Source organism: Polynucleobacter sp. MWH-Creno-3A4, from assembly GCF_018881885.1.
In the GTDB taxonomy this organism is placed as follows: Bacteria; Pseudomonadota; Gammaproteobacteria; order Burkholderiales; family Burkholderiaceae; genus Polynucleobacter.
The window spans coordinates 1,048,058-1,067,422 of the sequence record NZ_JACXSA010000001.1; the positions used below are offsets into that span (position 1 = coordinate 1,048,058).

Genomic DNA, 19,365 nt, shown 5'->3' on the forward strand with positions numbered 1-19,365 from the left:
ATTAGTTGATTGGAAAACCGACTTTGACGATAAATTCATTCACGGTATGGCTATCCCAAACCCGAGCATCTGAACATTCTGCTTCACCGCCACCCATGCAGTTTCCGCCTGCTAATTGATAGCGCCAAGCACCAGTCACCCACCAGTCTTTAGCGGCATAGTGGACATTGGGCCCTACAAAGGTGGCGCGCTGTACCTGGTTACGGAGATTAAGCTCTGAATAGTCGTTATGAAAGCGTGCCTCTACCCCGGCAGACCACTTTGGAGCAAAGCGATAGCTGGCACCCACTAAGAAATCGAGCATCGACTCGGGAACATTGCCATTTTCAATAAATTTCAGCCGCTCATTGGCTACTACAACGTTACCAGCGAGGATGAGACGGTCATCAATGAAGTTGGATTGCAATAAGAGTCTAGCTTCAAGCTCATCTTTATTTCTGCCCCATGTAGGCTCGAGATAAAGACCAACACCAACGGGGGAGGTTACTGGATTGGTGATGCGATAAATTGCTTCTAATGAGCCGCCCTCGATGCCACTTTTTCTATAAGGAGTTGCGGGGTCATGCGAGGAGGGAACGGCATAACCACCTGTACAGGTAGATGCATCTTCACATGCCTCTGGATTGGTGTAGTTCTGATTGGCGTTGGTGTAATAAGAGTTGATATAGCCAGCGACTTGTAAATCATTGGTGAGACCGTACTCCAATTCAGTTCTGGCAGTCCAAGCTTCATAAGTTCCGGCAGCCTGTTGTTGATTTAACTGTAGGCGTTGTTCAAACTCCAGTTTTCCTTTGGGTTGAAGGTCTAAGGTATAGATCCAACCAAATACACCTTCACCTGCATGGGCAAATGAAAGGTGTAAAGCAGTTGCAAGAATGAAGCTAAAGGCAATGAGTCTTTTGATGGTTAATTTCATGATGATATGAGCTTGGTGGTTGAAAAATCTAATTGAGAATGGTTCTCAATATATCACCAAATAAGAATAATTCTCAATTGAAGAAATGACCACGAGCCTATAAATGGCAAGCTTTGTAGGGCTTATTACATTTGCTAGTAAGATTTCTGAACAATGAATGCAGAAGCTTTAGAAAAACTTGTATTAATGAAAATGCCATTTGGAAAATATGCAGGGCGTGCATTGGCTGACTTGCCTGGAAATTACTTAGCGTGGTTTGCGCGCGAGGGTTTCCCTAAAGGGGAGTTAGGTCAACTGCTGGAGTTGATGCACACGCTTGATCATAACGGCCTGCGTGGTCTATTGGCACCCATTAAGACAGCGCATGGCATCAAGCCTAAAGCGTAATTACTGAGAGCGAATAATTGCAGTGACGCGATTACGTTCGTAGGTCACGGTTGCAGAGTCTGGCGTGCTGCTTTGAATTAAGGTAACTTTGAGGGCAGTTTGAGATTCAATCTGCGTTTGAATCTTGTTGGCAAGCTCACTATTGCGGTCGTATTGAATCTGAATGCTCGCAACCCGACCCACCTGAATGTTGCTAACAACTTGCTCTACCTTGGCAGCAGAGTAGTCGTCAAAAAAGACGGGATACCAGCCGCCAATCTTTGCCTTGCCTGGCTTAGTGGTCATATCCTTGGGTTTGGCAGCATTATTGACATTTGTCATTGGTAAATGAAAATCAATCCCTGTTTTTTCCATAAGCTCCTGATAAGAAATCGGCGGAGTCATATTTGCATCGTTGGTGTTTTCAATCCAATAGGCCCATGCTACATTTTTACTAGGGTCATAAACCAATTTATATAGATGGCTCGGAACAGTTACATGGCCGCTACCAATGCTTCCACTATTTCCGATAGAGCCCGTAAAGACATAAATTTCACCAGCGGCTCTTTTGACATACTGCCTTGTTGGCTCTTCTACGTTCTTGGCCCAAATGCCCTGATTGTTTTGTCGCGCTTGGGGCATCATGTTGGCCAATGAAAAGGATTGCGCCATGGATCGTTCATTATTCATATCGCCTGCTGGCACATTGTGGCCTCGGTCATAGCCGCTGCCACGGTAGTCAGACAGCAAAGCTCTTTCTGCAAAAGGCAGCCTGGCTTCTTCATAGAACTGATTCGTTCTGCGAGGGTGAGGAGCCAGCCATTGCTCGCGACTCAGCTTTTCCACCGTATAGATAGGCTTCTTATCCGCCGGAGAGTAATAGATGGCAAAGCTGTCAAAGCAAAGATCACGTCCAGCCTGTGAGCTGCTAGGGATCTGTTGCGCAGGGAAGAGATCTTTGCATTCATCAAATAAGGCGTAAGCGCTGAAGGGCGCGCTGAGGATTACGAAGATGAGAAATTTACGGAGAGCTTTCATGAATCGTCAGTGTAGGGGGTTCTCAGTAAAGTAAATTCTTTTCTAGAAAAATGGAAATCACTTTAGAAATAATGCTTTGCAGCAATTTTATAGGGCTACTACCCGTAGAAATGCATTTGGCTTTCAACACTAGATGTGCCATTTTTATGGGCGATTTTTTCCTTCAAATCGTAAAAAAGTCAGAATTTGACGGTTTTTTTACAGTATGAAATAAGTATCCCCTAACATCCCTAAGTAATTGATTTAAATAGATTTATATAAGATTTCAGCATATATATACGGGATCTCCCGTATTTCAAGACCTAAAAGTTATGGAAAGCACTTTCTTTATTCTTGACTTGATATAAGAACCTTCTTAGGATGACCCATGTTTTTTACATATTGCGCTGCAGCATAGTCCAGTAGTTCAGATTGTGTAGTGTCGCAAATTTATAAATGAGTAAATGTTTATCCAACAATTTGAGTGAGATGCAAGAAGCGCCACCGGCCATCACGTCGATACCGGCAGCTAAAGAATTGCTTGCACATGCTATGGCCCCGATCTATCAGGTCATCAACGGCATCCTCATTTTGGCTGTATTCATGATTGTGGGACTCTGGCTTTCAGGAAACGGTACCAATGCCGGCGCCTTTGATTTGGCTCGTGTCTTAGTGCCTGATGAGGCTCGCCACATTGTCTGGAGCAATGGCTTTGGCATGTTGGAGCAATACAAAACTTCCGATGAAGCTGCCCAAACAGTCGATACTGGTATTGCTGCTGTGGTCTATAGCAAGGCAAGTCCAGCCTCAACGGGCCTATCCAGTGCTAAACAGCAGACTGTAGCGCTCCTAATGCCCTCAGTAGCCCAGTTGCAGGTGAAGTCGATTTCCCATTTGGCAGACCGAATTCCAAGTTCAAAAATGGATCCCCAGGCTTTAGATAGCAACTTAATGGGCTCCATTCAGAATCAGCGCGCAATTGCGGATTTCTATGAGAAGAAATACAAACTCGATCGCGCCAAGATTGAGGAGTACGTCTCTAATACGATTTTGATTGCGAAAGAAGTCAATATTGACCCCGTCTTATTGCTCGCCGTGATTTCTGTTGAATCAAACTTCAACCCGAATACTAAGAGTCAAGCTGGCGCCGAAGGTTTGATGCAAGTGATGACTGCGGTACATAAAGATAAGTACGCGCTGTATGGCGGTGCAACCGAGGCGGTTAAGCCTGAAGTCAATATCCGTGTAGGTGCTTATATTTTGAAGTACCTGATTGCAACTGCGGGTTCCTTGCGTAATGGTTTGAAGTACTACGTGGGCGCTGCTAATGCTGAGGATGATGGTGGCTATGCAGACAAGGTGTTGGCGGAAAGAAATCGCCTGATCTCCTTATGTCAGACTCGCTCTGCTAATCGCTTGACCTTAAACGGCAAAGATTTGCGCTCTTAACAGGATCACAGGTTTCAATAAAAAGGCCACCCTCGGGTGGCCTTTTGCATTCTGATTGGGTGCAAGGGCATTAATTGACGCCGTGCAATTCCACATCAAATACCAGCGTGGCATTGGGAGGAATGACTCCACCAGCTCCGCGCGGACCATAACCCATTTCAGAGGGGATGATGAGGGTTCGTTTGCCACCAATCTTCATACCGGCAACACCTTCGTCCCAGCCTTTAATGACATGGCCAGCGCCAAGTGGAAAACTAAAGAGTTGACCGCGATCTAATGAGCTATCAAATTTTTGGCCCTTATGATCCGGGGCATTTTCGTCATATAGCCAGCCGGTGTAGTGCACGTCAACGTGATTGCCGGCAGCTGCTTCTTTGCCATTACCTACAACGGTATCGATTTTCTGGAGTTCGCTCATGATGATTTTCCTATTTGGCTGATATTGACTTGTCAGTATATTACTGGCTCAGTCGGTGAATTCCCTTACATGGGCGATTATGGGCAACTTTGAGGTGCAAATCTGGCATTTTTGTCATACCCCATGATTTAAAATAGAAGTCTCAACTCCTTGGTGGTGGGCAAGCTAAAAGCGGCTTACTTAAGGCAGATGTGAGGGCGGCCAGGTCAAATCCTAGCCCGGTAAATTGTTCAATATTGAGGAAACGTTCATGGCTTCAGAGAAATCAAAGATTATTTACACGCTCACAGATGAAGCGCCATTTTTGGCGACCTGTGCATTTTTGCCCATCATCCAAACTTTCACCGCACCTGCTGGTGTAGAAGTTGTAAAGAGCGATATTTCTGTTGCGGCCCGTATCTTGGCTGAATTTTCTGACTGCCTTAGCTCTGAGCAAAAAGTTCCTGATAATTTGGCCGAACTCGGCAAGATGACTTTGATGCCAGACACCAACATTATTAAGTTGCCAAACATTAGTGCGTCTATTCCTCAGCTGTTGGCAGCTATTAAAGAGTTGCAATCCAAAGGTTACAAGCTCCCAGATTTCCCTGAAGATCCTAAAACGGATGAAGAGAAGGCGATTCGTACCCGTTACTCTAAGTGCTTGGGTAGTTCCGTGAACCCAGTCTTGCGCGAAGGAAACTCTGACCGTCGTGCTCCTCCCGCTGTAAAGCGTTATGCACGTAAAAACCCTCACTCCATGGGTGAGTGGAGTCAAGCTTCCCGTACGCACGTTTCACATATGCATGGCGGCGACTTCTACTCTAGTGAGAAGTCCATGACGATGACCAAGGCATGTGATGTGAAGATGGATCTGGTTACCAAGAGCGGCAAGACCATTGTTCTTAAACCTAAAGTCTCTTTGTTGGCTGGCGAAATTATTGACAGCATGTACATGAGCAAAAAAGCACTCTGCGAGTTTTATGAAAAAGAAATCGAAGATGCATATAAGACCGGCATGATGTTGTCCTTGCACGTCAAGGCAACCATGATGAAGGTGTCGCACCCAATCGTATTCGGTCATGCCGTCAAAATCTTCTACAAAGAAGCGTTTGAAAAACATGCCAAATTGTTTGAAGAGTTGGGCGTGAACCCGAACAATGGTATGAGCAGCTTGTATGAAAAGATCAAGACGCTGCCGGAGTCTAAGCGTGAAGAAATCATTCAAGATTTGCATGCATGTCACGAGCATCGCCCAGCATTGGCGATGGTAGATTCTGCTAAAGGCATCACCAATCTGCATTCCCCAAGCGATGTGATCGTAGACGCTTCAATGCCTGCCATGATTCGTGTGGGCGGCAAGATGTGGGGTGCTGATGGTCGTTTGCATGACACCAAGGCCGTCATTCCAGAAAGTACTTTTGCACGCATCTATCAAGAAATGATCAATTTCTGTAAGACCCACGGCAACTTTGATCCAAAGACCATGGGTACTGTGCCGAATGTAGGCTTGATGGCTCAACAAGCAGAAGAATATGGTTCGCATGACAAAACCTTTGAGATTCCAGAAGCAGGTGTAGCGCGGATCGTGGCTGATGATGGCACCGTGTTGCTCGAGCAAAATGTGGAAGAGGGTGATATCTGGCGTATGTGCCAAGTGAAAGATGCCCCAATTCGGGATTGGGTCAAGCTGGCTGTCAATCGTGCCCGCCTTTCTAATACCCCCGCAGTATTTTGGCTGGATGAGTACCGTCCTCATGAAGCGGAGTTGATCAAGAAGGTCAAGACCTATCTCAAAGACTATGACCTTGAAGGTGTTGATATTCAGATCATGTCCCAGACCCGTGCAATGCGTTACACCCTAGAGCGCGTCATTCGTGGCAAAGACACGATCTCTGTTACCGGAAATATTTTGCGTGATTACCTCACTGACTTGTTCCCGATTATGGAATTGGGTACCAGCGCCAAGATGCTCTCCATCGTACCTTTGATGGCGGGTGGCGGCCTCTTTGAAACCGGTGCTGGTGGTTCAGCTCCAAAACACGTCCAGCAGTTAGTTGAAGAAAATCATTTGCGTTGGGATTCACTTGGTGAGTTCTTGGCTTTAGCAGTATCTCTCGAAGATATTGGCGATAAAACTGGTAATCCCAAAGTGAAGATCTTGGCTCGTACCTTAGATGAAGCGACTGGTAAGTTATTGGATAACAATAAGTCACCTTCACCACGTACTGGCGAGTTGGATAACCGTGGCAGCCAATTCTATTTGGCGATGTACTGGGCAGAAGCTTTAGCTGCGCAAACCGAGGATAAAGAATTGCAAGCCTACTTTGCACCTTTGGCGAAGTCCTTGCAGGCTGATGAGCAGAAGATTATTAGCGAGTTCAAAGCCGTTCAAGGTAAGCCAGCAGATATTGGCGGTTACTTTATGGCTGATCCAGTCAAATTGGAGGCTGTAATGCGTCCAAGCGCCACTTTTAATGCAGATTTGAAAGCTGTCAAAGCTTAATGATTAAGCTACTCTGAATGTGAAAGGGCAAACTCTCGGGTTTGCCTTTTTCTTCAAAGCGCCAATATCCTCCTATGCCAAAATCACAAGACCTTGTTGAGCTGAGTTATTTGAGCGAGTCCGTCTCAGATATGTCTTTCTTGGGTTTAATGCGCCTACTGGAATCGGCTAGGGCATTTAATTTGAAGTGCGGCGTTACAGGAATTTTGTTTTACGACAATCAACAGTTTGGCCAGATCATTGAAGGTGAGCGCGCCAACATTATGAAAATTTGGAAGCGCATTCAGGAAGACAAACGCCATCATCGCATTGAGTTACTCGAGATTCGAGAGATTTCTGAGCGAAGCTTTCCAGATTGGTTATTGCGCTTTTATGGAGGCGAGACTCTCATCAAAGACTATCCTGCGCTGGCAACCATGGTTGGTGGCATGGATCAACATAGTCGTGCCCTCATGAATAAGATGCGAGCTGCCCATCTGGGTCAGTAAATTGCAGCATTTAATGAGTAGCAAGCAATAAGTGACCATCAGTAGCAAAATGGAGTGATTCAACAGATAGGGCCAATCATGCGATTTATCGATAAGACTATTCTTCCTGGCGATATCACTCCTCAAGCCGTTTTTGAGCAGCGCCGCTCCCTCATTAAAGCCGCTGCAGCTGGAAGTTTTGGTGCCGCCCTGGCCCCTTGGTTTTCCAGGCAGGCTTTTGCAGCAAACCCCGATAAATTGGCAGCGACACTCAATCCAACTTACTCATCCAAAGAAGAGATGACTCCGCTAAAGTACGTCACCAGCTATAACAACTTTTACGAGTTTGGTACTGACAAGGCTGATCCTGCAGAGTATGCAAATACCTTACAAACTCGTCCCTGGACCATCTCGATTGAAGGCTTAGTCAAAAAACCGCTGACCTTAGATATCGATGCACTACTAAAAATAGCACCCATGGAAGAGCGCATCTATCGCATGCGCTGCGTTGAGGGTTGGTCTATGGTGATTCCTTGGGATGGCTATTCACTTTCAAAGTTAATTACCAAAGTAGAGCCGCTTGCTTCGGCTAAATATGTGGAATTTGTTTCCTTGGCCGATCGTAAACAAATGCCTGGAGTCAAAAGCAGCATCATTGACTGGCCTTATCGCGAAGGCTTACGCATGGATGAGGCGATGAACCCACTCACCTTACTGACATTTGGTTTGTATGGGGAGGTTCTCCCAAAGCAAAACGGAGCACCAGTTCGCATTGTGGTGCCCTGGAAATACGGTTTCAAAAGTGCCAAGTCGATTGTCAAAATCCGGTTTACTGAAGAGATGCCTAAGACCAGTTGGAATCAAATTGACGCACGCGAATACGGCTTTTATTCCAATGTCAATCCGCAGGTAGATCACCCGCGCTGGAGTCAGGCAACGGAACGTCGCATTGGTGATCCTAAAGGAGTCTTTGCCCCTAAGATTAAAACCCAAATGTTTAATGGTTATGCTGAGCAGGTAGCAAGCATGTATACCGGCATGGATTTGAAGAAGTACTATTAACCATGATCAATATCCAAGCCGCTGTATTAAGCCTTTTTCTTCTTGTACCTTTATCTGCCTTTAGCCAAAGCAGTGGACAAACTACTGATGTACCCGTTAAAACGATTGCAACTCTCGATGTACCTAAATATCTAGGTACTTGGTATGAGATTGCTAAATTTCCGAACTGGTTTCAGAAGAAATGTGTAAGCAACACTAAGGCAGTGTATTCAGCAAGACCGGATGGTAATTTAAAAGTGCTTAATAGTTGCAAAACTGCTGATGGTGCCATCTCTGAGGCAGAAGGTACTGCGCGACAGATAGGCGCCCCAGATTCTCCGAGGTTGGAAGTTCGGTTTGCCCCAGCTTGGCTTTCATTCTTGACGATGGTTTGGGGCGATTACTGGGTGATCGATCTAGACTCTCAATACCAAGTTGCTGCAGTGAGTGATCCGCGCCGTGAATATCTTTGGGTGCTCTCCAGAACGCCTCAGCTTGACAAAAAAGTCTACGAAGATCTGTTACAGCGACTGCAGACTCAGCAGTTTGACGTGCGCAAGTTAGAGCTCACCACTCAGTCAACCATTAAGAACTAAAGTGCCCAGTCGTTTATTGCCCCCAGGGATTGAAGTCTTTGAGCGAGGTTGGCTCTCAGCAAATAACATCTTTCACTTTGGAGAGAAAGATGTTTCTCTGGTGGATAGTGGCTACTGTGCCCATCAAAATCTCACCATAGATTTAGTTCGTAATGCGCTCAACAAGCATGGCTTATCCCATTTAAATAAAGTAGTGAATACGCATTTGCATTCCGATCATTGTGGCGGTAATGCTGCTTTAGCCACTGCATTTCATTGTCAAATTGCTATTCCAGCGGCTGAAGCGTCGGCAGTTCAGGATTGGAATGAAGATTTACTCAGTTATCAAAACTTGGGACAAGAATGTCCACGATTTACACATCAAGGACTTCTCATCCCCGGCCAAGAAATATTGTTAGGGCGCTATCCCTGGAAAATATTGGCTGCCCCAGGACATGATCCCCACTCAGTGATGCTGTATCAAGCAGAGCACCGCATTCTGATTTCTGCTGATGCACTCTGGGAGGAAGGTTTTGGGGTCATTTTTCCGGAGATGTGGGGTGAGCCAGGATTTGAAGAAGTAGCTCAGACTTTAGATTTAATCGACAGTCTTCAGGTCGACTTGGTAATTCCAGGACATGGCAAGCCATTTACTGATCTGGAGAAATCGCTGGCAACTGCCCGATCAAGATTGGATTACTTGGCTTCTGACCTTGATCGCAATGCTCGCCATGGCGCCAAAGTCTTGCTGAAATATAAACTCATTGAATGGCGCTCCAAAGATCTTGATTTGGTCAATGAGTGGATTGCAAATACACCAGCGTTACAGAGCGCGGCCAAGCAACTCAATATGGATACGCCAGAGTTTGAGCAGTGGTTAGTGCAGTCCTTGGTCAAATCAGGTGCAGCCCAAGTAGAAGGCCAGACTCTAGTAGATCTTGCCTAATATGTGGCGACCCTAAAAATTGAATGACAACTTGCTGTAGAGGGACCAATCATATTGTTGATAGGTTTGCACAACTTGCTTTGCAAATCCCACTGCAAATAAGAAATTTTGATTAACTCGATGCGTCACCATTGCATCAATTGGCACAAACCACCCGCCACCAGCGGAGTTGTAATTAATGCCGTTTTCATCCCAAAAACGAATCTGTGTGCTTGGACTTAGGTTAATTCCTATGGTCGGATATAGCTCTAAGCGCCTTACTAAAGCGGGAGGGGTTGAACCCGGCGCAGCCTTGGAATCAAAGCCGTACATATAGCGTGTCAAGGGTGAGAAATCCGAGAGCAAACTGGAATCAGAATTTTTCGGCCTAAATGAAGTGCTTAGTTGTGGCCCTACAGCCCATTGCCCTGGAGTTTGGAGTGGTGCGATTACTCGGGCACCGGCATTCCCTAGCCAACTTGGTAGGCCGCCCCAAACTGTGAACATGGCGTAGCTAGGTGTATAGGTACCAGTTGATTGGTTAGCTTGTTGGGGTCCGTAGTTCGAGGTATAGGCAGTGTCTAACCTAGCGGTACCATGCCAGTCACCAATATTTAGTGGGTTGTAGTAGCGCAACTTCAAGGTGTCACTATAGTTCTCTGAGCCCAGGTAATCGTGGTAACCCCAAAACTCTAAGATATGCTCTTGAGAATGCTCTTGTGAGGCGTTGATCAGGCCAAATGGAAGAGTGCTCACAGATCCATCCGCATAGACCCAAGATCCCTCTATCAATAGGACAGAAACAATAAGGGTGCGCAAGAATGTCATATAAGCATTAATATTAAATGACAAATATTTAACATCCAAAAAAGAGGAAGTATGGAACATACTGTTTTAGTGACTGGGGCTACTGCTGGGTTTGGTGAGGCGACTGCAAGGCGCTTTTTGGCGGGTGGTCATAAAGTGATTGCGGTAGGCAGAAGAATGGAGCGTTTAGAGGCTCTCAAAGCATCCTTACCTGCTGACCAACAACAAAAACTGCACACAATGACTGTAGATGTTTGTGACAGCACTAAAGTGGATGCCCTAGCAAGTGCATTGCCAGCGGAGTTCTCTAAAGTGACTGTCTTAGTGAATAACGCGGGCTTAGCGCTTGGGCTTGAGCCAGCACATAAAGCATTTTTAGAAGATTGGGATCGCATGATTGATACCAATATCAAAGGGCTAGTGCATATGAGTCGTGCATTTTTGCCAGGCATGGTCGAGCGTAAATGTGGCCATGTGATTAACTTAGGATCGGTAGCTGCAAACTATCCTTATCCGGGTGGGAATGTGTATGGCGGCACTAAAGCATTTGTCAAACAATTTAGCCTTAACCTGCGGGCTGATCTGATCGGTACTCCAGTGCGTGTCACCTGTATAGAGCCAGGGATGTGTGCTGGTACAGAATTTTCGAATGTGCGCTTTAAAGGTGATGATGACAAGGCGGAGAAGGTCTATACCGGAGTGAAAGCCTTAAGTGCTGACGATGTTGCTGAAACCATTTACTGGTCTGCGACCTTGCCTAGTCATATGAACATTAATGTTCTAGAGGTGATGCCAGTTCAACAGGCTTTTAATGCCTTTAATGTGCATCGCGGTGACTTCTAGGTAGTGATTTACTTCTTCCACTGATAAAACTGGGGATAGACGCGCATCACTACTGGGCCATCAAAATCCCAAGACTTACAGGTTCCTAAATAGAGGGGCGGCTTACTCTCATCGTCATCAAACAGCGCACCAGGAATCGACTGATAGGCAGCTGTAGCCATATTGTTGAGAAGTTCGCGCAAATGGGTGCAACCTTTGGTTCCACCTAAGTGCGTTTCAATGGTTTTGCGCCAACCTTTGCCAATGCGCGCGCCAATCAATCCATCCATTGGTGGAATGACTTCAGGACATTCTGGATGGGGATGGCTATCCATCGCTACTTCAATATCTTGAATAGTAAGGTGATCATCCACCGTGATGCGTATCCACATATCGTGAATCGCTTGACCGGGTTCCCAAGTTTTGGAGCCAGTAACAAAGGGATGAGATTTGATATCCACGAGATGACCCTCAATATCCCATAGACCATCTTCTCTGGCGTAGCCTTGAAACGTGACTGTGCGAGTATGGAGTGGGTTGCGGGGTTTTGGATCAGAAAGCATAGTGAATAAAGACAATCAAGGGCTCTTTAAGGGCAATAATGCAATCATAATCAATTGGGCTTTCAGCTGCCCAGAAGTCTAAAATGCAGTCTCTATAGTATTCTGTTTAGCATATGGCAAAACCCATTTCCCTCGAAAAGATTCTTTTTAGCCAAGGCTTTGGAACGCGTCGCTACTGTAGTGATCTGGTGTTTGCAGACTTGGTGAAAGTAAATGGGGTGTTAGCAGAAGATCCCGAGGAACGTATTGCGACCGAAGGGTTGGTTTTAAATGTGGCAGGTCAAGATTGGGAGTACCACGAGAAGGCCTATATTGCCTTTAATAAGCCGCCCAATTATGAGTGCTCACATAAAACCACCCATCACCCTAGCGTTTATAGCCTCCTGCCAGCGCCATTTGTAGAGCGGGGTTTGCAATGTGTGGGCCGTTTAGATTTTGACACCACAGGCTTGTTATTAATCTCCGATGATGGCCAGTTCATTCATCAGATGACGACCCCAAAGAAAAATATTGGGAAGGTCTATGAGATCACGACACCTGATCCCATCACGCCGAGTCAAATTGAGCATCTATTGAGCGGAGTAGTTTTGGATGATGATCCAAAACCCTGCTTTGCTACCGCTTGTCGGCAGATTTCTGAAAATGTTCTGGCAATGACGATTGTGGAAGGGCGTTATCACCAAGTGAAGCGCATGATGGCTGCAGTTGGTAATCATGTGGCCAAACTACACCGGGTTCAAATTGGCGCCTATGTCATGCCTACGGAGCTGCTTGAAGGTGAATGGCGCTGGCTGTATCCTGATGATTTGAAACAACTATCACAAAGTGTGAGTTCCTAAATGAAGCCATCCCCATTGCCACAAGGTTTCGACTTCCAAAGAAGTACTCCGTCATGGGTACTGGATAACTCTGGAAAAAAGCTTTGTAGAGAATTGACCTTCTCTAATTTCAAGCAAGCATTTGAATTTATGAGCTTGAGCGCTCAGTATGCCGAGAAGATTAATCACCATCCCGATTGGTCGAATTCTTGGAATAAGGTGAGCGTAGAACTCACTACGCACTCACACCAGGGATTGACAACGCTAGATATTCAGATGGCACAGGCCATGAATACATTTGCTGCGCAAGTACTTGCGCAAGAGTCTAAAGGTTAATGCTCTTCACCCTCATGATCTTCTTCATTTAGGCTCATCAGTATCGTGGCAAGCAAGCCGTAGACTACTTCAGTGGAGATCATGCCATCTTCATCCAGATCATCAATTAAGTCATTGAGACGATCTTCGGTGGGTTCATTCAACAAAGCCATTGCGCATTCGCAGCCATAGTCAAAATCTTCATCAGTTTGGTTTTGGTCGATGTCGGTCATGTTTATCCTTAATTGAGACCTCAGCATAGCAAATTAATTCAAGATTTGACAGCATTACCTTGGGATCTAGGGCTCGTTTAATATTCATCTATGAAGTATTTCAAGCCTCTCTTATTTATCCTTTCTTTACTGCCATTGGGGCGCTTAGTATGGCTAGGTCTTCAGGATGACTTAGGGGCAAATCCTATTGAATTTGCCACCCGCTCTACCGGTACTTGGACTCTAGTCTTTCTCTGTATTACCTTGGCAATGACACCCTTACGTTTACTGACAGGCCAGGCTAACTTCATCAAGATGCGCCGTATGCTGGGCCTCTTTTGTTTCTTCTACGCAAGCTTGCATTTTCTGATTTGGTTTTGGCTTGACCAAAATCTGGATCTGCAAACGATGTGGGCTGATGTTCTCAAACGTCCTTTTATCACTATGGGCTTTGCTAGCTTTGTTTTGCTCACTCCTTTAGCAATCACTTCGAACCATTTTTCTGTCCGTGCTTTGGGAAGGCGCTGGAGCGTCTTGCATCGACTGGTATATGTGATTGCCTGTACAGCGATCATTCACTATTGGTGGCATAAGGCGGGCAAGAATGATTTGCAGACCGTCTCTATTTATGCCGCAGTCATTTTTGTATTGTTATTGTGTCGGTTGCCTTGGGTGCGAGAGCATCTAGGGGTTATTCGTAATTCATTCAAATAGACGCTATCTCACCTACAATCGGTCAATGAACATTAAATTAATACTTGCAGCTTACTTAGGCTTGCTGAGCTTAGCCTTGGCCGCCCAAAGTGGACCACCACCGGGGTCTATTACTTATTCGCCATATACGCCTGAGCAATTAAGGGAATTTAATAATCAACCTATCTCTTTGACTGAGGGCCCTTTTGGTCCGGTAAATACTCCGCCGCAAGACAGGGTTCAAGCCAAACAAGCTCCTGGAGATTCAAAATACTATAGTCAACCTGAGGGCGAGGAAGAGGCTGAAGCCACTGAAACCCAATCAGCTGATCCCTATACGCCCAGCGAGCCTATTTATCGGTTTTAGCTATACGCTACTGTTAACATTGAGACACTTTTTTAGAAAGATAGAAAGATTAAGCTCAATGAATACCGTTAACTCCTTGTTTAAATCTCAGCTTCGCTCACTATTGATTGCCAGTCTTTTATCTAGTGCGGTGATGGGTGGCGCATACGCTCAACAAAGCGGTCTTCCAATTAATGCGGCCGCTTCTGTGAATGGCATGATCATCACCAATGATATGGTTGAGCAGGGAATCAAGATGGCGCTCTCTCAGGGTCAGAAAGATTCGCCCGAGTTGCGTCAAGCTGTAGTCCAGAAATATATTGAAGTCTTACTACTTTCTCAGCGCGCTGAGAAAGATGGTCTTGCAGATTCTGAAAGAGCAAATACACAGTTGATGTTAATTCGTCAAAACTATTTGGCTGATCTTGAGCTATCCACTTTTATGGCAAAAAATCCCATTACTGATGCCGACGTTCAGGCTGAGTACAACAAGGAGATCGCATCGCTAGGTCCACAAGGTATGTTGGTGGAATATAAGGTAAGTGATATTGCTGTAGCCACAGAAGCTGATGCACAAGCCGCCTTAAACCGAATTAAAAAGGGCGAGCCTTTTGATAAAGTTGCTAGAAGTGTGTCTCTGGCACCCAATAAGGTGCAGGGCGGAGCGATCGGCTGGGTTCAGGCTGGACAAGTTTCTCCGCAAATTGCTGCAGTCTTAGTAAACCTGGGTAAGGGCCAAGTTTCTCAGTCCCCCATTCAAATGCAACAAGGTTGGTATTTGATTAAGCTTGAAGATAAAAAATCTAGTAAGCCACCTTCTTTTGAGCAAGCTAAAGCGGCCATTCGGAATGGTATGGCACAAAGAAAGCAAATGGATTTCTTATCTCAGCTCGCCAAAGACTCTAAGATCGTAGTTCAGTAAAGGCAATCTCAGGCATGAAAAAAGGGCTCCTTGGAGCCCTTTTTTATTTGCGCTTCAGAGTGATAAAGCTGAAGGTAATGTCGCCTTCTGATCCCGGAGTGCGCTCCATCTCTTGCCATGAAGCGGGGTCAGGGACTTCAAAGAAAGTATCGCCGCCATCTACATCCATATTAATTTCTGTCAGGTAGAGTGTGTCGGCTATAGGAAAAGCTTGTGTAAACAGTTGCTCCCCGCCAATCACAAATACCCGCGGTGAATCGCTCAGGAGCTGGAGAGCTTCATCTAGAGAGCCCGCTAACTCAGCACCATTCAGTTGAAAGTTGGGATTTCTGCTAACTACGATATTGCGGCGACCAGGCAATGGGCGACCAATGGACTCCCAGGTCTTGCGACCCATGATGACTGGATAGCCCATGGTCACGCGTTTGAAAAACTGCAAATCTGCAGAGATCTTCCAAGGCATTTGATTGTCACGACCAATGACGTGATTGCGAGAGCGGGCCACGATCATGGAAATAGCAGGCTGGGTCATCAATTACTTTCTGAAAGTCTTAAATAGCTACGGGAGCTTTAATATGGGGATGTGACTCATAGCCGGTAATTTCAAAATCTTCAAACTCATAGTCGAAGATAGAGTCTGGCTTGCGCAAGATATTGAGTTTAGGCAATGGCAAGAAATCCCGTGAGAGCTGCAGATCAACTTGCTCTAAATGATTGCTATATAAATGGCAATCGCCACCAGTCCAAATAAAGTCGCCTACTTCTAGATTGCATTGCTGAGCCATCATGTGCGTTAGTAGCGCGTAGCTAGCAATATTAAATGGCACGCCTAAGAAAATATCTGCGCTGCGTTGATAGAGCTGACAAGAGAGCTTGCCATCAGCTACGTAGAACTGGAAGAAAGCATGACAAGGAGCCAGGGCCATCTGCGGAATATCGGCTACGTTCCAAGCAGAAACGATAATGCGTCGTGAGTCTGGGTTTTTCTTGATGGTTTCAACTACTTCAGCAATTTGATCAATGTGCTTGCCATTGGGTGCTGGCCAAGAGCGCCACTGATATCCATAAATTGGACCTAGTTCACCATCTGGCGCTGCCCATTCATTCCAAATAGAGACGCCACGCTCTTTAAGCCAGTTATTGTTAGTGCTGCCTTTGAGAAACCAGAGTAATTCATAAATGATGGACTTGAGATGTAGCTTCTTCGTGGTAACCATGGGAAAGCCATCAGCCAGATTAAAGCGCATCTGGTGCCCAAACACAGAGATCGTTCCTGTACCTGTCCTATCGGACTTTTGAACGCCCTTGGCAAGGACTTCCTTCATGAGATCGTGATATTGGCGCATAGGTATATTGGCGAAAAATGGGTAATGAAGAGATAGCTTACTCGAATGTGGCGGGGCTTACCCCAAGCATCCGATGAAGCTTAGGCGATGTGGTGGTGTACTGGAGCTGGATGGGGTTCTCCGGGTCGAGGTAGGCGGCCGCAGCAAAGGCTGCCAATGCTGCCTCATGAAAGCCTGACAAGATGAGTTTTTTCTTGCCCGGGTAAACATTGATATCACCCACGGCATAAATTCCAGGAATACTGGTTTGAAACTTCCCCGTATCAACAAGCACTTGTTTGCGATCAATATCCAGACCCCAGTCTGCGATAGGCCCGAGTTTTGGGGAGAGGCCAAAAAAGATGAGAAGATCATCTACCGGGATGCTTTGATCGGCACCGTCAATATTTCTGACAACAACACTCTCAATACGATCACCTGCAACTGCATATTCTGTAATTTGCCCAATCAGTAATTGCATCCGTTGATTAGCGCAGAGCTCACGCATCTTCGCAATCGATGCAGGAGCTGCTTTGAAGTCATCGCGTCGGTGAATCAAAGTCACACTCGCCGCTTTATCAACAAAATAGAGTGCCCAATCTAGCGCTGCATCGCCACCACCACAAATGACTATCCGCTTGCCATGAAATTGTTCAGGGTGTTTGACGTGATAGAAGAGCTGCTTGCCAGCAAATGCTTCAATACCTTCTAGGTTCAACGTGCGGGGCTGAAAAGCACCAACCCCTGCAGCGATAAATACTGTTTTACTGAGGAAGTGCTCTTCTTTTGAGGTGCTGATCAGAAAGCGGCCATCCGCTTGTTGCTCGAGCCGCGTAACCTCTTGCCCCAAATGAAACTGGGCGCCAAAGGGTTCGATTTGTTTGAGAAGGTTTTGGGTCAGTTCGCGACCTGTGCAGACCGGAATTGCTGGAATATCGTAAATGGGTTTATCGGGATATAACTCAATGCATTGACCACCTGCTTCAGGTAATGAATCAATGACATGGGCTTTGATTTCTAGAAGGCCTAGTTCGAAAACTTGAAAAAGACCCACTGGCCCTGCGCCAATAATGACGGCATCGGTGTGAGTGGGTGAGCTCAACACAAAGTCTCGAAAATTACTTTACGAGTTGATCGAGTTTATTTTTAACATCTTTCCACTCATCCGCATCAGGCAGTGCGGCTTTAGACTTCGTAATTGAAGTCCAAGATGGAGAGAGTTCAGCATTCAGTTTGATAAAAGCTTGTTGATCACCGGGAACATCATCTTCTGCATAAATGGCATTAACAGGGCACTCGGGAACGCAAACGGCGCAGTCAATGCACTCATCCGGATCGATTACGAGAAAATTGGGGCCTTCACGAAAGCAGTCAACTGGGCAAACATCAACACAGTCGGTATATTTGCAGCGGATGCAAGATTCGGTAACAACGTAAGTCATGGTAGTTTTATTTCAAGAGCCCAAAAAAGGGGTTAGCCAGTTTTAAAAGATCAATTTTAGCCGAAATAGCCTATTTTTCAGGCAAAAGGGTCAATTTACTTCAGGTAAAGTTCCTCCTATGAATACACCGTCAAAATCCCAAACAAAACCTAAAATCCTCGTTGCTAGGGCAATATTCCCCGAGGCTTTGGCCAAGCTCGAAGAGTCCTTTGAGGTTCGATCCAACCAAGCGGATCAGGTTTTTACCCCTACCGAGCTCCAAGCAGAGCTTGCTAAGGTTGTAGGGGCATTGGTGGCTGGTAGCGAGCGCATCGATGCAAATGCCTTATCGCAAGCAAAAGATCTGAAGGTGGTAGCCAATATCTCAGTGGGTTATAACAATTTTGATGTACCTGCGATGACTGCTGCTGGTGTCATGGCAACTAACACTCCTGATGTACTTACTGATACAACAGCAGATTTTGGTTTTGCTTTATTGATGGCCACTGCCAGACGGATTACTGAGTCTGAGCATTGGGTTAGAGCAGGCGAATGGAAAAAGTGGTCCATCGTCAGCAACCCACTTGGAATGGATATTCATCACAGCACCATCGGCATTATTGGAATGGGTCGTATTGGGCAGGGCATTGCAAAACGTGCCTTAGGTTTTGGGATGAATGTGATTTATCACAATCGGAGTCGTCTCTCCGAAGCCGATGAAAAAGCCTGTGCTGCAAAGTATGTATCTAAAGAAGAATTACTCCGCACCGCAGATCATGTGGTCTTGGTTTTACCCTATACCCCAGAGAATCATCACACCATTGCTGCTAAAGAGATTGCATTGATGAAACCAACTGCAACCCTGATAAACATTGCGCGGGGAGGTATCGTGGATGACTTGGCTTTAGCTCAAGCTCTCAAAGATAAAGTGATTTTTGCAGCTGGACTAGATGTATTTGAAGGTGAGCCTACCGTTCATCCGGAGTTGCTGAAATTAAGTAATGTGGTCTTAGCCCCTCATATTGCAAGCTCAACAGAGAAGACCCGCAGGGCGATGGTCGATTTAGCTATTGAGAATTTGCGACAAGCGATTGATGGCAAAAAGCCACCAAGCTTAATTAATACTGAAGTATTTAAAGCGTAGTTAAATCTAGCTGAAATTATTCAGCTTCGATTTCTTCAGGAAGTTCGCGCATGGCCAATTCAATACCGCCGAATTTTCCTGCGACCCAGTTGTAGACTTTGCAAGCAATCCACAGCAAACCAAACCCTAATAAAGCATTGAGGATGAGAGCTGAGAGTACTGTAAATCCTGGAATCGCTCCATCACGAATGAAGGCAACAAAGAGCGCTAGTAAGACGATGGGTACTGAGAAGCACAGGTAAACCAAAACGAGTGTTTTAGCTGTGTGCATTGGATCTAGAAAGACGAGTTCTTTTTTGGTAAGTTTCATGATGACGC

The 19,365-nt window shown here is 45.8% G+C and carries 25 protein-coding genes; 14 read left to right on the forward strand and 11 right to left on the reverse strand.

From position 1 onward, the window contains the following. Position 1 precedes the first annotated feature (1 nt). On the reverse strand, positions 2 to 916 hold the full coding sequence (locus tag IEN92_RS05375) for a DUF6662 family protein (RefSeq protein ID WP_216161358.1): 915 nt from the start codon (positions 914 to 916) through the stop codon (positions 2 to 4). Positions 917 to 1,069: 153 nt separating this feature from the next. On the opposite strand from IEN92_RS05375, the gene IEN92_RS05380 reads away from it, so the two are divergent. Then, positions 1,070 to 1,303: a DUF3820 family protein gene (locus tag IEN92_RS05380; protein ID WP_216161361.1), complete on the forward strand. Its 234-nt coding sequence runs from the start codon at positions 1,070 to 1,072 to the stop codon at positions 1,301 to 1,303. Here the strand turns inward: IEN92_RS05380 and IEN92_RS05385 are convergent, their stop codons facing one another. After that, positions 1,304 to 2,320 (reverse strand): DNA/RNA non-specific endonuclease, encoded by a 1,017-nt coding sequence (locus tag IEN92_RS05385; protein ID WP_216161363.1) that lies wholly within the window; start codon positions 2,318 to 2,320, stop codon positions 1,304 to 1,306. Positions 2,321 to 2,755: 435 nt separating this feature from the next. On the opposite strand from IEN92_RS05385, the gene IEN92_RS05390 reads away from it, so the two are divergent. Then, positions 2,756 to 3,748 carry a transglycosylase SLT domain-containing protein gene (locus IEN92_RS05390; protein ID WP_215375464.1) on the forward strand — a complete coding sequence of 331 codons (993 nt, stop codon included), beginning with the start codon at positions 2,756 to 2,758 and terminating at the stop codon, positions 3,746 to 3,748. A gap of 70 nt (positions 3,749 to 3,818) precedes the next feature. Here the strand turns inward: IEN92_RS05390 and IEN92_RS05395 are convergent, their stop codons facing one another. Then, on the reverse strand, positions 3,819 to 4,166 hold the full coding sequence (locus IEN92_RS05395) for an FKBP-type peptidyl-prolyl cis-trans isomerase (protein ID WP_215375467.1): 348 nt from the start codon (positions 4,164 to 4,166) through the stop codon (positions 3,819 to 3,821). Between the two features lie 250 nt (positions 4,167 to 4,416). Between IEN92_RS05395 and IEN92_RS05400 the strand changes: the two genes are divergently transcribed. The 5 genes from IEN92_RS05400 to IEN92_RS05420 all read left to right on the forward strand — a co-directional run bounded on the left by IEN92_RS05400 (position 4,417) and on the right by IEN92_RS05420 (position 9,680). Further along, a complete protein-coding gene (locus tag IEN92_RS05400; protein WP_216161367.1) occupies positions 4,417 to 6,651 on the forward strand; it encodes an NADP-dependent isocitrate dehydrogenase in 2,235 nt (744 codons plus the stop codon). Positions 6,652 to 6,725: 74 nt separating this feature from the next. Further along, entirely contained in the window at positions 6,726 to 7,139 is a 414-nt protein-coding gene (locus IEN92_RS05405) for a BLUF domain-containing protein (protein WP_215375472.1), read from the forward strand. Between the two features lie 78 nt (positions 7,140 to 7,217). Further along, a complete protein-coding gene (gene msrP, locus IEN92_RS05410; protein ID WP_216161369.1) occupies positions 7,218 to 8,180 on the forward strand; it encodes a protein-methionine-sulfoxide reductase catalytic subunit MsrP in 963 nt (320 codons plus the stop codon). Positions 8,181 to 8,182: 2 nt separating this feature from the next. Next, entirely contained in the window at positions 8,183 to 8,755 is a 573-nt protein-coding gene (locus tag IEN92_RS05415; RefSeq protein ID WP_216161372.1) for a lipocalin family protein, read from the forward strand. Between the two features lies 1 nt (position 8,756). Further along, on the forward strand, positions 8,757 to 9,680 hold the full coding sequence (locus IEN92_RS05420; RefSeq protein WP_370623871.1) for an MBL fold metallo-hydrolase: 924 nt from the start codon (positions 8,757 to 8,759) through the stop codon (positions 9,678 to 9,680). Positions 9,681 to 9,692: 12 nt separating this feature from the next. Here the strand turns inward: IEN92_RS05420 and IEN92_RS05425 are convergent, their stop codons facing one another. Further along, the gene (locus IEN92_RS05425; RefSeq protein WP_255539772.1) at positions 9,693 to 10,547 is read right to left on the reverse strand and encodes a hypothetical protein; all 855 of its coding nucleotides are present in this window, start codon (positions 10,545 to 10,547) and stop codon (positions 9,693 to 9,695) included. Here IEN92_RS05425 and IEN92_RS05430 point away from each other — a divergent pair. After that, positions 10,539 to 11,309: an SDR family oxidoreductase gene (locus IEN92_RS05430; RefSeq protein WP_215375480.1), complete on the forward strand. Its 771-nt coding sequence runs from the start codon at positions 10,539 to 10,541 to the stop codon at positions 11,307 to 11,309. The genes IEN92_RS05425 and IEN92_RS05430 overlap by 9 nt on opposite strands. Positions 11,310 to 11,317: 8 nt before the next feature. Here the strand turns inward: IEN92_RS05430 and IEN92_RS05435 are convergent, their stop codons facing one another. Beyond that, the gene (locus tag IEN92_RS05435; protein WP_370623872.1) at positions 11,318 to 11,866 is read right to left on the reverse strand and encodes a DUF2889 domain-containing protein; all 549 of its coding nucleotides are present in this window, start codon (positions 11,864 to 11,866) and stop codon (positions 11,318 to 11,320) included. A gap of 98 nt (positions 11,867 to 11,964) precedes the next feature. On the opposite strand from IEN92_RS05435, the gene IEN92_RS05440 reads away from it, so the two are divergent. Continuing rightward, positions 11,965 to 12,690, forward strand: coding sequence for a pseudouridine synthase (locus IEN92_RS05440; protein WP_216161374.1), 726 nt, complete (start codon positions 11,965 to 11,967; stop codon positions 12,688 to 12,690). Beyond that, positions 12,691 to 13,005: a 4a-hydroxytetrahydrobiopterin dehydratase gene (locus IEN92_RS05445; protein ID WP_216161379.1), complete on the forward strand. Its 315-nt coding sequence runs from the start codon at positions 12,691 to 12,693 to the stop codon at positions 13,003 to 13,005. Here IEN92_RS05445 and IEN92_RS05450 read toward each other — a convergent pair. Further along, a complete protein-coding gene (locus tag IEN92_RS05450) occupies positions 13,002 to 13,217 on the reverse strand; it encodes a hypothetical protein (protein ID WP_215375489.1) in 216 nt (71 codons plus the stop codon). The genes IEN92_RS05445 and IEN92_RS05450 overlap by 4 nt on opposite strands. 90 nt (positions 13,218 to 13,307) lie before the next feature. Here IEN92_RS05450 and msrQ point away from each other — a divergent pair, with 90 nt between their 5' ends. From msrQ to IEN92_RS05465, 3 genes are read left to right on the forward strand one after another with little or no spacing between them, the layout of a single operon-like run. Continuing rightward, positions 13,308 to 13,910: a protein-methionine-sulfoxide reductase heme-binding subunit MsrQ gene (msrQ, locus tag IEN92_RS05455; RefSeq protein WP_216161382.1), complete on the forward strand. Its 603-nt coding sequence runs from the start codon at positions 13,308 to 13,310 to the stop codon at positions 13,908 to 13,910. Positions 13,911 to 13,935: 25 nt separating this feature from the next. Beyond that, positions 13,936 to 14,256: a hypothetical protein gene (locus IEN92_RS05460; protein WP_251366772.1), complete on the forward strand. Its 321-nt coding sequence runs from the start codon at positions 13,936 to 13,938 to the stop codon at positions 14,254 to 14,256. Between the two features lie 58 nt (positions 14,257 to 14,314). After that, positions 14,315 to 15,157 (forward strand): peptidyl-prolyl cis-trans isomerase, encoded by an 843-nt coding sequence (locus IEN92_RS05465; protein ID WP_216161385.1) that lies wholly within the window; start codon positions 14,315 to 14,317, stop codon positions 15,155 to 15,157. Positions 15,158 to 15,200: 43 nt separating this feature from the next. Here IEN92_RS05465 and IEN92_RS05470 read toward each other — a convergent pair whose 3' ends face one another. From IEN92_RS05470 to fdxA, 4 genes are read right to left on the reverse strand one after another with little or no spacing between them, the layout of a single operon-like run. Beyond that, positions 15,201 to 15,689 (reverse strand): dihydrofolate reductase, encoded by a 489-nt coding sequence (locus IEN92_RS05470; RefSeq protein ID WP_216161388.1) that lies wholly within the window; start codon positions 15,687 to 15,689, stop codon positions 15,201 to 15,203. Between the two features lie 19 nt (positions 15,690 to 15,708). Continuing rightward, positions 15,709 to 16,503, reverse strand: coding sequence for a thymidylate synthase (locus tag IEN92_RS05475; RefSeq protein WP_215375498.1), 795 nt, complete (start codon positions 16,501 to 16,503; stop codon positions 15,709 to 15,711). Between the two features lie 37 nt (positions 16,504 to 16,540). Then, the gene (locus tag IEN92_RS05480; RefSeq protein ID WP_216161391.1) at positions 16,541 to 17,587 is read right to left on the reverse strand and encodes an FAD-dependent oxidoreductase; all 1,047 of its coding nucleotides are present in this window, start codon (positions 17,585 to 17,587) and stop codon (positions 16,541 to 16,543) included. A 13-nt stretch (positions 17,588 to 17,600) separates the two neighbouring features. Further along, entirely contained in the window at positions 17,601 to 17,924 is a 324-nt protein-coding gene (gene fdxA / locus IEN92_RS05485) for a ferredoxin FdxA (RefSeq protein WP_071464719.1), read from the reverse strand. Positions 17,925 to 18,042: 118 nt separating this feature from the next. On the opposite strand from fdxA, the gene IEN92_RS05490 reads away from it, so the two are divergent. Continuing rightward, on the forward strand, positions 18,043 to 19,047 hold the full coding sequence (locus tag IEN92_RS05490; RefSeq protein ID WP_216161394.1) for a D-glycerate dehydrogenase: 1,005 nt from the start codon (positions 18,043 to 18,045) through the stop codon (positions 19,045 to 19,047). A gap of 16 nt (positions 19,048 to 19,063) precedes the next feature. Here IEN92_RS05490 and IEN92_RS05495 read toward each other — a convergent pair whose 3' ends face one another. Then, on the reverse strand, positions 19,064 to 19,357 hold the full coding sequence (locus IEN92_RS05495) for a hypothetical protein (RefSeq protein WP_068322073.1): 294 nt from the start codon (positions 19,355 to 19,357) through the stop codon (positions 19,064 to 19,066). Positions 19,358 to 19,365 lie beyond the last annotated feature (8 nt).

Excerpts from the sequence above, each read along its gene's own strand:
- IEN92_RS05385 (WP_216161363.1), bottom strand. The coding sequence starts at position 2,320 with ATGAAAGCTCTCCGTAAATTTCTCATCTTCGTAATCCTCAGCGCGCCC.
- IEN92_RS05425 (WP_255539772.1), bottom strand. The coding sequence starts at position 10,547 with ATGTTCCATACTTCCTCTTTTTTGGATGTTAAATATTTGTCATTTAAT.
- IEN92_RS05415 (WP_216161372.1), top strand. The coding sequence starts at position 8,183 with ATGATCAATATCCAAGCCGCTGTATTAAGCCTTTTTCTTCTTGTACCT.
- IEN92_RS05465 (WP_216161385.1), top strand. The coding sequence starts at position 14,315 with ATGAATACCGTTAACTCCTTGTTTAAATCTCAGCTTCGCTCACTATTG.
- msrP (WP_216161369.1), top strand. The coding sequence starts at position 7,218 with ATGCGATTTATCGATAAGACTATTCTTCCTGGCGATATCACTCCTCAA.
- IEN92_RS05405 (WP_215375472.1), top strand. The coding sequence starts at position 6,726 with ATGCCAAAATCACAAGACCTTGTTGAGCTGAGTTATTTGAGCGAGTCC.
- IEN92_RS05390 (WP_215375464.1), top strand. The coding sequence starts at position 2,756 with ATGAGTAAATGTTTATCCAACAATTTGAGTGAGATGCAAGAAGCGCCA.
- msrQ (WP_216161382.1), top strand. The coding sequence starts at position 13,308 with ATGAAGTATTTCAAGCCTCTCTTATTTATCCTTTCTTTACTGCCATTG.
- IEN92_RS05430 (WP_215375480.1), top strand. The coding sequence starts at position 10,539 with ATGGAACATACTGTTTTAGTGACTGGGGCTACTGCTGGGTTTGGTGAG.
- IEN92_RS05495 (WP_068322073.1), bottom strand. The coding sequence starts at position 19,357 with ATGAAACTTACCAAAAAAGAACTCGTCTTTCTAGATCCAATGCACACA.
- IEN92_RS05445 (WP_216161379.1), top strand. The coding sequence starts at position 12,691 with ATGAAGCCATCCCCATTGCCACAAGGTTTCGACTTCCAAAGAAGTACT.
- IEN92_RS05400 (WP_216161367.1), top strand. The coding sequence starts at position 4,417 with ATGGCTTCAGAGAAATCAAAGATTATTTACACGCTCACAGATGAAGCG.
- IEN92_RS05380 (WP_216161361.1), top strand. The coding sequence starts at position 1,070 with ATGAATGCAGAAGCTTTAGAAAAACTTGTATTAATGAAAATGCCATTT.
- IEN92_RS05490 (WP_216161394.1), top strand. The coding sequence starts at position 18,043 with ATGAATACACCGTCAAAATCCCAAACAAAACCTAAAATCCTCGTTGCT.
- IEN92_RS05375 (WP_216161358.1), bottom strand. The coding sequence starts at position 916 with ATGAAATTAACCATCAAAAGACTCATTGCCTTTAGCTTCATTCTTGCA.
- IEN92_RS05440 (WP_216161374.1), top strand. The coding sequence starts at position 11,965 with ATGGCAAAACCCATTTCCCTCGAAAAGATTCTTTTTAGCCAAGGCTTT.
- fdxA (WP_071464719.1), bottom strand. The coding sequence starts at position 17,924 with ATGACTTACGTTGTTACCGAATCTTGCATCCGCTGCAAATATACCGAC.
- IEN92_RS05475 (WP_215375498.1), bottom strand. The coding sequence starts at position 16,503 with ATGCGCCAATATCACGATCTCATGAAGGAAGTCCTTGCCAAGGGCGTT.
- IEN92_RS05450 (WP_215375489.1), bottom strand. The coding sequence starts at position 13,217 with ATGACCGACATCGACCAAAACCAAACTGATGAAGATTTTGACTATGGC.
- IEN92_RS05395 (WP_215375467.1), bottom strand. The coding sequence starts at position 4,166 with ATGAGCGAACTCCAGAAAATCGATACCGTTGTAGGTAATGGCAAAGAA.
- IEN92_RS05470 (WP_216161388.1), bottom strand. The coding sequence starts at position 15,689 with ATGACCCAGCCTGCTATTTCCATGATCGTGGCCCGCTCTCGCAATCAC.
- IEN92_RS05460 (WP_251366772.1), top strand. The coding sequence starts at position 13,936 with ATGAACATTAAATTAATACTTGCAGCTTACTTAGGCTTGCTGAGCTTA.